At 47.1% G+C, this 14,939-nt stretch carries 13 protein-coding genes; 6 read left to right on the top strand and 7 right to left on the bottom strand.

What is annotated here, in order from left to right; all coding sequences use genetic code 11:
* The 7 genes from KHS78_RS05595 to KHS78_RS05565 form a co-directional block, all read right to left on the bottom strand.
* Positions 1-972, bottom strand: coding sequence for a type VI secretion system baseplate subunit TssG (locus tag KHS78_RS05595; RefSeq protein ID WP_211825959.1), 972 nt, complete (start codon positions 970-972; stop codon positions 1-3).
* 3 nt (positions 973-975) lie between these two features.
* Positions 976-2,757, bottom strand: coding sequence for a type VI secretion system baseplate subunit TssF (locus tag KHS78_RS05590; protein ID WP_211825953.1), 1,782 nt, complete (start codon positions 2,755-2,757; stop codon positions 976-978).
* Positions 2,757-3,101, bottom strand: coding sequence for a GPW/gp25 family protein (locus tag KHS78_RS05585; RefSeq protein WP_211825951.1), 345 nt, complete (start codon positions 3,099-3,101; stop codon positions 2,757-2,759). The genes KHS78_RS05590 and KHS78_RS05585 overlap by 1 nt, the downstream gene beginning before the upstream one ends.
* Positions 3,102-3,110: 9 nt before the next feature.
* The gene (locus KHS78_RS05580; RefSeq protein ID WP_211825950.1) at positions 3,111-4,358 is read right to left on the bottom strand and encodes a type VI secretion system contractile sheath domain-containing protein; all 1,248 of its coding nucleotides are present in this window, start codon (positions 4,356-4,358) and stop codon (positions 3,111-3,113) included.
* A 10-nt stretch (positions 4,359-4,368) separates the two neighbouring features.
* Entirely contained in the window at positions 4,369-5,886 is a 1,518-nt protein-coding gene (tssC, locus tag KHS78_RS05575; RefSeq protein WP_343216875.1) for a type VI secretion system contractile sheath large subunit, read from the bottom strand.
* Positions 5,887-5,947: 61 nt separating this feature from the next.
* Positions 5,948-6,451: a type VI secretion system contractile sheath small subunit gene (tssB, locus tag KHS78_RS05570; RefSeq protein WP_211825949.1), complete on the bottom strand. Its 504-nt coding sequence runs from the start codon at positions 6,449-6,451 to the stop codon at positions 5,948-5,950.
* A gap of 284 nt (positions 6,452-6,735) precedes the next feature.
* Positions 6,736-7,848 carry a hypothetical protein gene (locus KHS78_RS05565; protein ID WP_211825945.1) on the bottom strand — a complete coding sequence of 371 codons (1,113 nt, stop codon included), beginning with the start codon at positions 7,846-7,848 and terminating at the stop codon, positions 6,736-6,738.
* A 125-nt stretch (positions 7,849-7,973) separates the two neighbouring features.
* Between KHS78_RS05565 and KHS78_RS05560 the strand changes: the two genes are divergently transcribed.
* The 6 genes from KHS78_RS05560 (at position 7,974) to tssH (ending at position 14,915) form a co-directional block, all read left to right on the top strand.
* Entirely contained in the window at positions 7,974-9,887 is a 1,914-nt protein-coding gene (locus KHS78_RS05560; protein WP_211825943.1) for a type VI secretion system Vgr family protein, read from the top strand.
* A gap of 24 nt (positions 9,888-9,911) precedes the next feature.
* Positions 9,912-10,484, top strand: coding sequence for a DUF6931 family protein (locus KHS78_RS22635; protein ID WP_425513960.1), 573 nt, complete (start codon positions 9,912-9,914; stop codon positions 10,482-10,484).
* Positions 10,485-10,514: 30 nt separating this feature from the next.
* Entirely contained in the window at positions 10,515-11,003 is a 489-nt protein-coding gene (gene tssJ, locus KHS78_RS05550; RefSeq protein ID WP_211825939.1) for a type VI secretion system lipoprotein TssJ, read from the top strand.
* A gap of 182 nt (positions 11,004-11,185) precedes the next feature.
* On the top strand, positions 11,186-11,746 hold the full coding sequence (locus KHS78_RS05545; protein WP_211825938.1) for a type VI secretion system tube protein Hcp: 561 nt from the start codon (positions 11,186-11,188) through the stop codon (positions 11,744-11,746).
* A gap of 170 nt (positions 11,747-11,916) precedes the next feature.
* Positions 11,917-12,219 (top strand): hypothetical protein, encoded by a 303-nt coding sequence (locus tag KHS78_RS05540; RefSeq protein WP_211825937.1) that lies wholly within the window; start codon positions 11,917-11,919, stop codon positions 12,217-12,219.
* Positions 12,220-12,257: 38 nt separating this feature from the next.
* Positions 12,258-14,915 carry a type VI secretion system ATPase TssH gene (tssH, locus tag KHS78_RS05535; RefSeq protein WP_211825936.1) on the top strand — a complete coding sequence of 886 codons (2,658 nt, stop codon included), beginning with the start codon at positions 12,258-12,260 and terminating at the stop codon, positions 14,913-14,915.
* The last annotated feature ends 24 nt before the right edge of the window (positions 14,916-14,939 follow it).

Below are 14,939 nucleotides of genomic sequence, written 5' to 3'. Positions count from 1 at the left end.
TTATTTCCATGAAATGCGCATGTATTGTTTTTTGTTTTTATAATACGTCGTATGGTAAGCAAGGCGATAAACTTTTCTTTTGGCAGATAAAATCATGGCAGTGGATTCTGTAGCAGGTATTTCAATAAAGTAGCGTATAAAATGAAAGGGGAGTATAGAACGAGAGATGTTAACGACTTTTTCTGTGAATCGAGGTGTATAACGCAGTTGTTTTTGCCATTGAATATTGTTTTTATAGTGCAGGATAATATTTACTGTTTCACCAAGTAGCCAGGCATGGCGACCGATGACGGTATTCCGTCCAAGTTTGAATTCGTTTGATCGACTAGAACTGCTTATTTTCCAACAGGCATCGTGGTCAATTGGCCAGCGTTTACCCTTGTCACGCTCGATGGTGACAGTCGATTTCAAATAATTGGACAGTAGTTTTTCAGCCCCAGCCAATGAATTGGTGTTCATGCACAGGCTGATCGCATAAGGATGATACTCGAGGTTGTCTATGTTATTAAAAACATTGCCTGAAAAGTTAAAGCCTGGTGTTTCTTCAAAGGAAGACTGTCGAACCTTGCTTTCAAGGTAGAGTGCTAAATAACGTGCAGCATCGGTATGGTATTGGGACCACAGTAATCGGTTATTAAATACGTTGATGAAATCTTCAAGGCTATAGCTGCTATTTTCATAAATGACTTTTCTAACGAGATCCCTCAAACTGTGGGGTAGTACACCATGAGTTCCCGTGAGTGCAGGTTTTGATACTGTCAGCTTGTAAGCATTATGTGCGTGACTCAAATCACCGATTTCGGCGTGTGTGTATTCGCCTGAACAATAGGGTGCTAGCGATAGCTTATCTTGGAACACGGGTGAGTCAGACAGTATGCGTATAGCCTGAATAAACTCAAAATCCTTGGGTGAATTTCGCAGGCGGAATAACCAGAAGTCATTCAGTGGTGGTTTGCTGTTGGCTGAGCTCATGTTTTATGCATCCACTCGTCGCCCAAAATCCCAACGCCAACCGCGTTCATTGTGTAAGCCAGCGATAAAATGGCTATGATTGCCAAACGGTCGCCAGTATGCCAGTAACTGTTCAATAAAGCGCAGGAACAGCAAGGTCGGCAGGTTGTTAAAGGTTGCGGTTTTCAACCTGATTTCAAAGCGGCATCCCAAGCTCACCATATGGCGCTGGGTATTATGACTGATAGGACAGACTTCCTGCTCGCAGACAATGGATTTGATCGCATTGATAATCGCTGATTCCAGACCGCTGTCTTGGCGAAAAAAGAGTGCCATGATATTGCTCAGGCGTTCTTCAATGTTATCACCGCAAAATAAATTACGTGGATTCAGTAATAGCGAACCCAGCAAAAGCCACCCGGGCCGACGGTCTTCCAGCCCACGCACAGACCAGCTACGCACAAGCACCTGTGCTGTTGACCCGGGAAGGCAGTCAAACAGCGGTTTTATCGGTGTGTAGGGCGGCAGTTCGTGCGTCGACATGTCATAACACAGGCAGCGCGATGAAATGATGCGCCCGTGTTGTGATGCTCTGAATGATCGGGTATCCATGAATATCAAAGAATCATCCGATGACTTTCGCAAAAAATTCCAATATAGCTCCGGACTTTGATCACCTCGGGCACAATCTGATATCGGCGTTAAAGCACGTATATTGGACGGATCGGTAACATCCTCAACGGTCTGCACCTGATACACACGGCTGTTAGGGTAACGAGGGTTATTTTTCAATGGATACTGTACGTGCTCATCGTTCAAATTGATCGGTTCCATGAGCTGCTCATAAAGGTTGATGATCGGCAGGCATCGCAGCTTGATATGATCTTCTGTTACGCGTTTGAGTAGTGGCTCAGGACAGTCTTCAAAGAGTAACCAGATTACCAGGTGACTGGAGGCCAATCGCTCACTCACACTGTGCAGTGGAAGCCGAAGAAACCGGAAAAAGTCAGGGTAGGCAAAGAATTCACGGAGCAGTTGTAAGGCAGGAAATAGCCGCTCATCCCTGGTGAGCAGTCTTCGTTGATCTGAAAATGCTGGCAGTAGGAGTTGTTTGCAGTCAACAACGCTATAGGTGTCGCCATCCCCTATCAGTATTTGCTCTACAGGGCCTGCCATGAGATCAAAGAGCAAGTTGGATAAGGGTGCTTGTGGATTAATATAGAAATCCAGCTGTTGCTGTTCGATGGCGGGAATGGCCAGACCGCTCAGTTCAGTTGAGCACACGATCTGGAGGCCGACGCGGGCGCCTTCTGTCATGGTGGTTGGCAGCGGAAAGGGGCCGCGACTCAGGTTGGCAGACTCTACCTGCCACGGCGGGATGCTGATAGTGTATGGGGTTCTGAAATCCTGTTGGCCTTCATGCTCGGAATTAACGATGAATTGACTGTCTGCATCCAAATTGACATGGGTTCGGTTTTTCAGTTGCAGAAGCTCTATGATTGCAGCGGCTGGCAAGGGGGCAGTGACCTCTTGCGCCATGATATTTAATAATTGTTCGGCAATAGCGTCGTAATTGCTGTCCAGACGTTGCTGAAGTCTTGCCATGAGTAGTGCAATCCCTTCAAGCATTAGCGTCATATCAGGGTCTTTTGGGCGTCCTCCCAGTAACTGTAATTTTTTAGCGATGTCAGGATGACGTTGCTCGAATTGAGCAAGTTCACGATGTAAGGCGTTAACTTCCTGCTCAATGTAATTCCTGAGCTTGTGGTCATCTGCCTGCGCCTGCCAGAAATTGTGATTAGCCATTATTTGAGGACGTACCTGATTGGTGTTGCTTGTTGATCAATCGTCAGCCAGCCTTCAATCGAGATAGACAATGCTTTGTCAGGCTGCCTGTCAACAGTGATACTGACTTTTTCAAGGCGTGGTTCGAAGTACAGAATTGCGGCTTTGAGATCACTGCAGACACTGTCAATATCACAGATCGGAGTGAAGAGGCTGGGCATGCCATAGCGAAACAAGGGCAGGCATTCCGCCAGACCTGGCGGTGTAAGAGGCGCTCGGCTCGATAGCAGATTGGATAATGATGTCATAACACCATACTGCGTTTGGTCACGGTTGGCGCTGGTATCCGTAAATTGTTCAAACACGTTCAACTCCTATCTGCCGCCCTTTTTATGCATCACCTTCAGGGCTAACGGTTCTGCGATCATGCCGGGCGGCAGATTCGGTGATAGATCCAGACTGACCGTCATGTGTGAATCATCAACGGGAGAGTAGGCCACGCGAACCTTGGCTTTATTGAAAGGGAATTTGGCAAATGACTCATGGGTCATGGTTTTAGAGGTCAGGCAGTACTTCTGAATCCACTTGTCCAATATCTGACGACAGTCTTCAGGTAAAAGAACCTGACCAATATTTTCACGCAAAATAACTTTCAGGTAATGTGCAGCCCTGCATGCAATCAGGAGCCACGGCAGCGGCTCTTCCGATTTTGTCGCTTGCTGCCCGGGTTTTTCATAGTCTGGGAAACGGTGAAGCAGGGTCTGTGTGAATAGTCCGGGTAAACCTTCGAGCCAGGTTGAGGATAACAGCATGATACCCAGCCTGGAGTAAAGCTGGTCGAGAGATTCGGAGAACTGCAGTGTCGCCTGCACTGTTGTGCCTTCGGGGGCTGGGAGGATGGCCCCGCCTTCCTCTTCAGCCCCCCAACACTGCAAGCCTGAGAACCAACTGTATAGATCAAACTCTTTGATGACACAGGCTGCCAGACAGATGGCGCCAGAGATTTTATATCGTCGCGATGGGGAATCTTTATGAATCAGGTAGGCGCCAGGCCATACAAGACCCAAGTAGAGGCTATGTGGCTGTTTGCGTAGTGCACGGTAATCTGCCAGAGGCAGGCTGTTGTAGATGCGAAGTATACGTTCTTCCAGAAAGGCGATTCGATCAGTCTCCGGGGCAAGCCACTGTTCATCCAGCGGAAATATGACAGGGCATAATGCATCTTGCCCAATGTGTGCCATAGCGGATAACAGGTACAGGTGTGTTTTTGTCCGTTTTCCCAGTAGATTGATTGGAAAGTCAATGACCAGCAGCCCAAAGGGGGTACCACCCTGGGTATCAAACTCTCTGTGATAGACCAGGTTATAAATAACCGTATATTGTAAGGCTGCTGACTGTTTAATATCGTCTACCAGCTCTTGCATTGTCAGATCCAGCAGCCGGATAAAGCAGTTTCTTCCAGGGCTGATGATCGACGTGAGGTAATAGAGATTGCACCAGGCCGTGTGCAGTTCTGAGAAGGCTTGATCCTGGCGAACGCGCACTATTTGTCTATCTATTGCCTGACCGGCCGCTACGACCAGCTGATGTATCTGGGCTCTCAAATAGTGGATGTTTTTCATGATGCGATGCTTAACTTGGAATACTGGCGACGAGCCTGAGTGAGGCAGTCAGCTCTTCCAGTTGCAGCCAGGGGCGGAGATAGGCGACGGCAGAGTAGCAACCCGGACGGCCGCGCTGCTCGACAACCCTGACGGATGACTCTTTCAGTGGGAACTTTGCGCGGGCATCATTACTCACTGCAGCCGCATTGGTATACTTTCCAATCCACGTGCTGAGCTCTTGCTGGAGTTCAGCGCCTTCAATGTTGGAACCAATTCGATCGCGGCCGATGACTTTGAGATAATGCGCGATCCGTCCTGCTGCCATCATGTAGGGAAGTCGTGCAGATATGGCTGCGTTGGCTGTTGCATCCGGATTTTCATAGACTTTCGGCTTCTGTGTGGTCTGTGCGCCGATGAAGGTTGCATGACAGGTGGTCTTGTAATGAATCAACGGCAGAAAACCCAGGTCGCTGAGTTCTTTCTCACGTTCATCCGTGATGTTGACCTCAGTGGGGCATTGCTGAATAAGATCGCCAGTAGGGGCTTTATAGACGTAGTTGGGAAGATCTTCGACCTTGCCACCATTCTCCATACCGCGTATTGCGGTGCACCAGCCAAAGCGGGAAAATGACTCAGAGATTTTGAGCCCGAGCGCGAAGCAGGCGTTGCACCAGACGAAATCCGTATTGGGTTCGAAAATGGGCGTTCCATTCGCGTCAACCTCAAACTCCTCGAAATCAAACGTGTCAACGGGTTTTGCGTCTTTCCCGTAAGGTTCACGAGCCATCACTCGCGGCAGCGTGAGCACAAGATAGCGGGAGTCTTCAGTCGCTCTAAAATTATTCCATTTGTTATAGGTGGGTGAATTGAAACCGGGAGCCACCGGCCGACCTTCGGAAAACGCTGGAAAATCGGGTATACCGAACATAGCCGGTGAGGCTGCGGCGATGACAGGCATATGACTCGCGGCCCCAACTTCGGCGAGAGCCCGCATCAGTGCTGCGTCCTGCCCTTTGTATCCGAAGGTATAATCTGTAAGCAGAACGCCATAGGGTTCGCCTCCGGCGGTTCCGTATTCATGGTGGTAAATAATATTGAAAAGAGGGCTTCTATCAATGGTGGGTGATTCCTGAAACTGCTTAAAACAATCGTTTTTATTGATGTTGAAGACTTTAATCTTTAAATCGGAGCCTAGCTCAGAATTTTTAACAAGAGACTGCAAACCACGCCAGCGACCCTCCACGTCATGAAGCTCGGGGGCTTTCATGACTTTTCGCATTTGCTGGCTGATGCTTTTATCGATTTGGGCAACGGCGGTATTGATGGTTTTCAACAGACTTTCGGTCCATTGGATTTGCCCATCCGCGTATTGTTTGCACATACGAACCAGTAAGCCTTTCAATTCTTCGACTGAACATTGTCCACGAGCCAGTACCAGCTGTTTCAGTACGCTTTCCTCACTGGCTTCCAGTATTTCGTCCAGCAGTGAAGCCTCTCGCCTTGCTTCTGCTTCTTCAGAGGCTGATTCGGTGGATTCGTCTATCACTGTGTATTGATCTCAACGTTATACAAGAAACTTTTCTTAGTGCCTCGCGCCCAGAGGGGCATTAAGACTCAATGCCTAGTTCAGTACTGAGTTTTTCCATCAAATCGCTGTTTTGCAGTACATCCTTGAGACCCCGCTCAAGATCGCGTGAACGATCAGCCTTGCTGAGTAAGACTAACAGTTGATTACGCGCGTCTATCATTTCCTTGATATCGGGTATCTGCTTTGCCAGTTCGTCAGGTTCAAAATCTTTCATTCTTCTAAATGAGAGATCACAGGATAGCGTTTCATCTTCAGGATCACTGGATAATGTGTTGTCAACCTTGATCGATATTTGTGGTTTCAGGCGTGCCATTACGGTGTCAAAATTGTCCTGGTCAATCTGGATGAATTGCCGTTCATGAAGGGGGATTTGCTGATCAGCTGGAAGCATGCCCGAAAAGTTACCCATCACTCCGATGATAAAAGGTAGTTCCCGTGCTTCGATAGAGCCATAGGTTTCAACATCGTAAGTGATGGATACCCGGTTTTTACGTATACGCTTATGTTGTGAATCAAGGGGCATTGAGATCTGACCTCAAACGGTAAACGTTACTTGCTAGATGGCAGTGCTTTTAAGAAGAGCAAGACCGTTGCCTTAAGCTCGAAGAACTATAGTCGGTGATCGTGTATTTAGCAGGGTATATGAATATATGTTGTATGAACTTGTTATGATTATTACCGGACTGGTTTTGACTTAAGGGTAGAACGTGTACTGTCACTGAATTTCAATATGTGGACTGCTTTCAGCGTACAGTGCATAAAGTAACAGACCATCAAGGAAAAAGTGTTAGCTTTACAGCAGAAACACTAATCTTCCGGGGTGCTATTTTCAGTCTCATCATCCACATCCTCTTCGTCTTCATTATCAATGCGTCTGTCAGTTTCGGTGATCTCACTGAGTCCCAGTTGAGAGCATAATCGCTCCAGTGTTTCCTGATCGTCCTCAAGCTCAGTATTTAATAACTCTGGCAGGGTGTAATCAGACCAGCGAAGTGCTTTTTCAAGTAGGTAAGGTAAAGGACTTAAGGGTTCACAGGTAATAAAGTAGCGATAAGCGAGCGTGAGATTCCTTATGGCATCCTTGCGACTGGCGAGCATCAAATGATTATCAGTGCTGATGGCATTAGTCGGGGCAGGATGTGTATTGTCTGCCCTCTCTTTTGTGCTTGGCGTGCTGTTGTCAATACTCGTTTCCTGAGGTGCTTGTCCGATGTATTCATTGATGATTGAAATGCTTCGGCTCATCCATTTTTGCAATGTCGATGTTTCAAGGTTGACTGGCTCAGAACTGGTTTGGGCAATCTGTTGTAACAGTGTTGTTGATTCAGTCAGGTGTTGTCGTATTTGTGATGCTTCTGCGCTGCTCTGAGGGGATAGGTTGCGTTTTAATACCGCCTTTTCTTCGACGGTTAATGTTTCAATATGAGGGCGATTTTTCCCTGCCAGCAAAGGTAACAGGTTAAGGGTTTCATGCAGTAAAGGCGTACCACCAAAATCGCCTATTATCGTATTCAGTTTAGTCATCGCTTTTTGGAAGTCATCGTCTGTGTCATTATTCGAGTGGTGTGTTTGTTCATCCAGCCAGCATGCAGCGAGTTTTAGGACCTGATTCAGGTTTTCCCACGGGGATGGAGAGAATTGAGAGCAATAGATTAACCAGCCAAGCCATTCAGGATTCCAGTCATCATCCAGTATGCGGCTGGCGAGCCAATCAAACAAGGTGACCCAGTTGTCTTGGTTAGCCTGTTCCAGGCTTTCGAGCATTTCATCATCGGGTTCATTTCTCCAGTTCTTTAATGCACCTTGAGCATTGAGCAGAAGTTCATTAAATGTTATGTAATCATCGTCGCTTATATTCTTTATTAATAAAACGTCATGGCCCGTTAAAGAAGAAAGCAGTGATGCCAGCTGTGACTTCATAATCATCGTTACCCGTTGGTGTTTCAGCTTATGCTATATTAGTCGGATAATATCTTGCGCAGTAACGAAATATGGCAGAATTGGTCGCATCCTCGAGGTCGCTAAGGTTTCTGGATTCATCAGGGGTGCAATATATTGCAGTAGAGCTGAGTGTTTCAGAATCTATCAATCAGCCGTTTATTGCAAAGGCAATCATTCTTTCTTATGAAGCCATAGGTGAAGATGTCATTGGAAAGACGGGATGTTTTCTTTTTTCTTGTGATGAAGATCAGGAGAGGCAGGTCTATACGGTCTGTCATGGCTATGTGCGCTCTCTGCATGCTCGGCCCTCCAAGCCTAATACCGACATGCATAGCTGGGAAATTACCGTTGTTCCGTGGCTTGACCTGCTTAAGGAAACCATTAGCTCTCGTATTTTTCAAGAAGCCCCTTTGGGGGATATTATAGAGGAAGTGATTAGTGGATATATGTTTGAACATGAACTAACGCTTCTCTCACAGCCCGATACCATAAAACCTTTATGTATACAGTATCAGGAAAGCGATTATGATTTTGTAACGCGTTTGCTTTTTGAGGAAGGTTACCACTTTTATTTTGTCTGTGATGAAAATGGCCACGAAATGGTCGTAGGTAATGCTAATCAGAGTTTCCGTCCTGCAACGCAAAAAAAAATCAGTGTGCGAAGATCCGATAAGATGCTCGAAGGTCCCTCGCTGGAAAGCTGGTTGATCCGGAATAATATTGTTGGTGGGAGCTGGGAATATACAGGTTATGATCCTACCAGGGGTGAAACCATGGTAAGCCGCTGTGTTACACCACCGGATGGCATGGGTATTGGACCAAGTATGCGTTGGGAGAGTCGCCAGGTTAGCCAGGATACCTTGAATCAGGCGGTATCGCGCTGCCTGGAGAATCACGGTTTTGACCGGTACTCTGCCGTTTGTACCAGTCGCCTACCCTATTTACACGCAGGGTTGCGGTTTACTTTGCAGGGCCACCCAGATCAGGCACAAAACGGTGTACATATTCTATTTGCAATGGAACATCGTTTGACGTCGTCCTCTGAGTCTTTGCTAATCAATGATATTCATTATGAAAACAGTTTCTGTTGCTTTCCCGTCTCGACGGTATTCAGAAGTGATCCCCTACCGAGAAAAGTGATGGATGGTGTACAGAAGGGAACGGTCACGGGGCCGGAAGGCGAGGAAATTCATTCCGATGATACCGGACGTGTGCAGGTCTTGTTTCACTGGGATAAGAACGGGGAGTTTCCGTGTTGGTTGCCTGTCAGGCAAGCTTTGGCTGGAGACGGTTATGGTAGTAGCGTGTTACCCCGGGTGGGGCATCAGGTCGTGATAGACTTCTTTGATGGCGATCCGGATCAGCCGTTTGTCACGGGTTCTTTGTATACTGCCGTTAATAAACCTGTCGAGGTGGCGGTTGATACCCTGATACTGAAAACCCGTTCTACACCACAGGGCCAGGAAGACGACTGCCATATTTTTCGCGTCTGTGATACGAAGGACAGTGAGGAACTCTTCATACAGGCTCAAAAAGATATGTTGTGCCAAGTGAAAAATAATACACACATGACGGTGACTGGAGAATCACTGACGGAAATTGAAAAGACACTCACGGTCAAGTCAAAAGAAGATATGACCCATGAAACTGAGGCGTCGGCACTGATGAAAACGGGCAGCGATTACACGTGTGATTCAAAGGCCGCCGTTTCTATAAAGTCTGCTGGAGAAACGGCGTTGAACGCACAGGGTAAAACAACGATAGAGTCACCGCAGGGAGTCGTTATCCAATCTGGAAACAGCACGATTGAAATCACACCAGCCGGAATCACGATTAATGGCACTTTAGTTGATATTGATTCAAAAAAGATGACGGCGAAGGCGGCAACCATGACGCTGGATGCATCATTCAAAGCGTCCGTTTCCGGTTTGCTGGTTGATGTTAACGGGAAAATACAAACCCAGATCAAAGCTGGGGTCAACCTGGTCAATCAGGGTGGAGTCGTAAGGATAAACTAGTGTCATTATCCATGGTTGTATGTGATGAGTGATAGTGGGCTCAGGATCAAAGACTTAACGTCAGTCATTAATGATATCGGTATAACAGATGAGTCTATTAATCTCCTAACTGGCCATAGAGATGTTTTATCCAGTTTGAGATTGCTGAGCCAGAGGCAGCTTTATAATGACTGTATACAGATTGTTGCCCATGCTCTGGATAGTCAGGGTGCTATTTTGTGGGGGCTGGGCTGCATGGAGAAAATAGCATTTGAGTGTAATCAGGAAGAAAAGGGCGTAGTGGATAATGTGAACCGCTGGCTAAACGATGGGCTGGAAGAGAGTCGTTGCCTCAATCGTGAGGGTTTGGCTATTGCCGGTTCGTATTCGCCCGTTGGATGGTTGTCTCAGGCGGTTTTCTATAGTGGTGGTAGTATTGTTGAGGGAGGGGCTGTGGTGGAGCCCTCTGTGCAGTTGTTTGGTAATACTGTTGCAGCAGCGGTGCTGATTGCTGCCTGTTATGGCGATGAGGGTCTTTCACAGGCGAAACGCTTGCCACTCTTCATCGACTTGGGAAGTCAGATGATTACACACCGTATAGAGGCTGCTTACTGCTAGAGGTATCTCATCATGGTTGGTCAATAAGCGATGAAGTCGTTAACGAATCTTGAAAAATACTATCTGATAGCCATACTCTGCTGCTATCTGCTTCTTCAAGGGTGCAGTTTTAACTCCGGACATGCACGTTATGTAGATATTGTTATAAAAGCCAGTCACTATATAAATCCTTCTGATAACCAAGAGGCAAGCCCTGTTTTTGTAAAAATCTACCAGTTGTCAGATTATGGTAATTTTCAGATGGCTAACTTTCTTGACCTGTATCAGAACAAAGCAGATGTTGCACTGGGTAACCAGTTAGTGCACTTACAACCCCCCGTTTCTATCCGTCCAGGTGATGTGTGGCGTAAAAGAATCGAGCTGGAGCCACAGGCTCGGTATATCGGTTTCCTTGTTCAATTCAGGCATTATGAGGACAGGGTGCACCGCCAATGGCTTGAAATTAAGGAACGAGGTAGTCAATGCATTCAGTTGGGGATCTCCGGACTCAACCTGTCACTGAATAACCGTTGTAAGTAAGCCGTCATTAATGACGGAAGGTTTGTAATATGTGTTGTATTTCGCATGGTTCTTCAGGGTTTCGGCGCGGGATACTGAATGTGTAAATTTGCTTTCACCCAGATGGTTTTTACATTTTTAATACATTGAAATTGTAATGGCTATTGCCTTTCTTTTGGTCAATTTCTATTAAGGTGGGCGCTGTGAGTACGGGTATTTACGTTGCTATTCGTGAGTTTTCTGACTATTTCAAGGGTGATACCACGGTAATAGATACTGCCCAGGGGCTGGATCTTGATAGTAATGCCAAATGGTTTGAGGTTAGTCAGGCCGCCGTTCAGGTTAATAGGTTTGCGCCTATGTCTGTGGGGGCGGGAGAGGAAACAGGTTCTGACAAGCCGAGCCTGATGCCGTTTTATATTGGCAAGGAGCCCGATTTAACAACCGGACTTTTTCTGGAAAATATCATCTCACTGGCAGAGCCCAGTCTTACGGTTGATGTGATTGCAACCCGGCAAGAGGCGGGCAAGAAAGGTATGAATATCATGCTTCAGTACACGCTTGGTGGTGTCAGGATATGTAATTGGGAAGAAGACCTCGGAAAGCTTGAACGGTATTGGCTTGCCTACAGGACAATCCTGCGTATCGATTATTTATTCAAAAGGGACAATAAAGGGAAGTTATTGGCTCGTGAGCCGGCTGTAACCTTTCAATATAATCTGGATACACCGGAAGTCGAGATGAGTACCATTGCTGAAACATAAAGGCTGTACATCTTCTGCGTTAAGCATAATGACTTGTTGGCGTCAGTAGTGTGTGCATTGTATTCAACGATGATGATGTACTAAGTGAGACAGGCTGGTCAGTCGTTTTTTTTTTGCATATAGAAATATTGCATTAGAAATAGGGCGTGCAGAGCAAGAGTAGGATCTACATGAGTGATGATATTGTTTTTAAGTTTCAACTAGGGTTGATTCTTCCAAAGTTGAGAGACAATGTGGGCGAAGCACTTGGCAATATTGTGTCGGAACTCGTCGATAGTGTAAATGCCGGGCGTGTGGGTGATGATGCGCCTGTCGGTATGGATGAGGTCAAGCAGTTGATAATGCAAGACATTGAAATCTTTCTGGATAATGAAATATTACCGTCGATACAGCAGAAGTCCGCAAGTACAGACGGTGAATCAGAGACTGTCCCTGCTGACGATGGGGCACCTAATGAGGAAGGTGAATCGTAATTGGTTGAATAATTGCGAGTATTCCTTTGCGTTAAATTATGCAATCGCTGGAACTAAAGACCCTGATCAGCAAACTTGACCCAAGTTTGCGAAAGTCACTTGAATCTGCAGCGGGCCTGTGTGTGCGGCATCAGCATCGATACATTGAAATTGAGCATTGGTTGTTAATGCTGTTTTCTGAACCGACAGCTGATATCGAAACGGTTATCAACACCCAGAAACTGTCCCGGCAAATCATCTTAACGGATCTGGAAGCACGACTGGCCAAGCTGGAAAAGGGCGATACAGGGACACCGTCGCTTTCCATGTCAATTCTGGCGCTGATTCAGGATGCCTGGCTGGTCGCCTCGGTAAACTGCCAACATGATGTTATTACGGCATTTGACCTTCTGCTGGCGTTATTGCAGAAGGCGCAGTACACCATTCTTGATTCTCCGATGGCAAGAGAATTACAGAGAATATCACTGGAAAGCCTGCAGTCTCTGGCAGAAGGGCAGGGGTCGGGCGATAGTGTTGCTGATAGTTCGTTGTCTCAACCTCAAAGCGCAGGTAACGGAGCATCTACAAAGGGTGCATTGTATAAATATACGGTGAACCTTACCGATGCGGCCAGGAATGGCGAGCTACGTCCGATCATCGGTCGTCAAAAAGAGATTCGTCAGGTTATCGATATCTTGTCACGCCAACGCCAAAACAATCCGATACTGGTCGGTGATCCGGGCGTGGGCAAAACCGCCATTGTTGAAGGATTAGCCCAACGTATTATTGCGGGTGAAGTCCCTGAAAGCATGAAGGGGGTCGCACTGCATACATTGGATTTGGGCTTGTTGCAGGCGGGCGCCAGTATCAGGGGTGAGTTAGAAAGTCGTCTTAAAGATCTGATGAATGAAGTCAGGAGTGCACCAACCCCTGTTTTGTTATTCATTGATGAAGCGCACACCCTTATTGGCGCAGGTGGTGCGGCTGGACAAAATGATGCGGCTAATTTGTTGAAGCCGGCGTTGGCCCGAGGTGAGCTGCGGACTATCGGTGCAACCACATGGGCGGAGTATAAAAAATATTTTGAAAAAGACGCGGCATTGGCGCGTCGATTCCAGTTGGTAAAGGTGCTGGAGCCGGATGAAAAAGAGTCCTGCCATATTGTGCGGGGGGTTGCCCGATCACTGGAAGCGCACCATGGTGTGCGTATTCATGATGATGCAGTGATGTCGTCGGTGAAGCTTGCTGTTCGTTATTTACCGGAACAACAGCTGCCTGACAAAGCCATCAGCCTGCTGGATACGGCCTGTTCTCGTGTTGGCCTTTCCCGGCATGCGCTTCCTGAAGTTATAGAAGAACTTGAGCACCAATATGCCTATATAGAGCGTGAGCTCAATGAGCAGCGTAGAGATCAGGCCGCCGGACATGCTGACCTTGAAGAGAGTCTTGATACGCTAGACCAGGCAAGGGTTACCACGCGGCAATCGCTGGATGATTTATACGCACGATGGAAAAAGGAACGGGGGCTGGTTGAGGATCTCGCGGATTTGGAAGCACAGGCGGATAATGCGTTTTTGCAGCAGGAAAGCGAGACAGAAATGCCCATGGAGCCGTCGTCTCAGGCTCAGTGTTCAAAAATACTGCAGCAGCGTAAGGAGCTGGAGCAGCTCCAGCAAGAACAGCCCATGGTGTTTCCCCGGGTCGATAGTGCGATTATTGCCTCCATATTGTCCAGTTGGACAGGGATTCCCATCAATAACATGCTGTCAGATGAAATTCAGCGTTTACTGACGCTGGAATCACATCTGACAGCGCGGGTGATTGGCCAGGATGATGCGCTGAAAGAACTTTGCCAGTGCATTCGAACCAGTCGGGCAGGCCTGTCGGATCGTCGTAAACCCGCCGGTGTTTTCCTGATGTGTGGCCCTTCTGGTGTGGGTAAAACGGAAACCGCACTGGCGCTGGCTGAAGAGCTATTTGGTGGTGAGCAAAATCTCACGACGTTGAATATGACTGAATTCAAGGAGGAACATAAAATTTCTCAATTGCTGGGGTCACCAGCGGGGTATGTTGGATACGGAGAGGGGGGACTGTTGACAGAAGCTGTCAGGCGTAAACCTTATTCGGTCTTGTTGCTCGATGAAATGGAGAAGTCTCACCCAGGCGTACACGATATTTTTTATCAGATATTCGATCGGGGCTGTATTAGTGACAGTGAAGGCCGGGAAGTCAATTTCTGTAATAGCATTATCATTATGACATCCAATGCGGCGGATTATGCAATTATGGATGTCGTCGAACGATACCTGCAAAGTGATCAGCGTAAACCAACGCGCGATGAGATTCTTGAGGCTATCCAAAATGAGTTGCTGAATTATTTCAAACCCGCATTTCTGGGACGTGTGGTTATCGTTCCCTATTTACCCCTGGGTGCAGACGATATGCGGAAAATCTGCAGACTGGTGTTGGAGCGTATTCGCAAGAATGTCGCTGACCAGTACAAGGCAACACTGACGGTCAGTGACGCGGTGGTTGAGCAACTGGTTGCATGGAACAATAATCCACTGGTTGGTGCACGCGCTATTGAGCAGTTAGTCAATCGTAATCTGCTACCTCGTTTGTCGGTTGAGTGTTTAAATCGTTTGACGGAGAGATTACCAATCAATCATATTGATGTAAGCCTTAAAACTAACCAAATCGTTTTTGAGATTACTTGAATTTATTGTTTTTTATAACCAGAT

It is taken from the genome of Kistimonas asteriae (genome assembly GCF_018263925.1).
Taxonomy (GTDB): domain Bacteria; phylum Pseudomonadota; class Gammaproteobacteria; order Pseudomonadales; family Endozoicomonadaceae; genus Kistimonas; species Kistimonas asteriae.
Note: the sequence above shows the minus strand (reverse complement) of the source record. Positions and strands in the feature narration are given on the sequence as shown.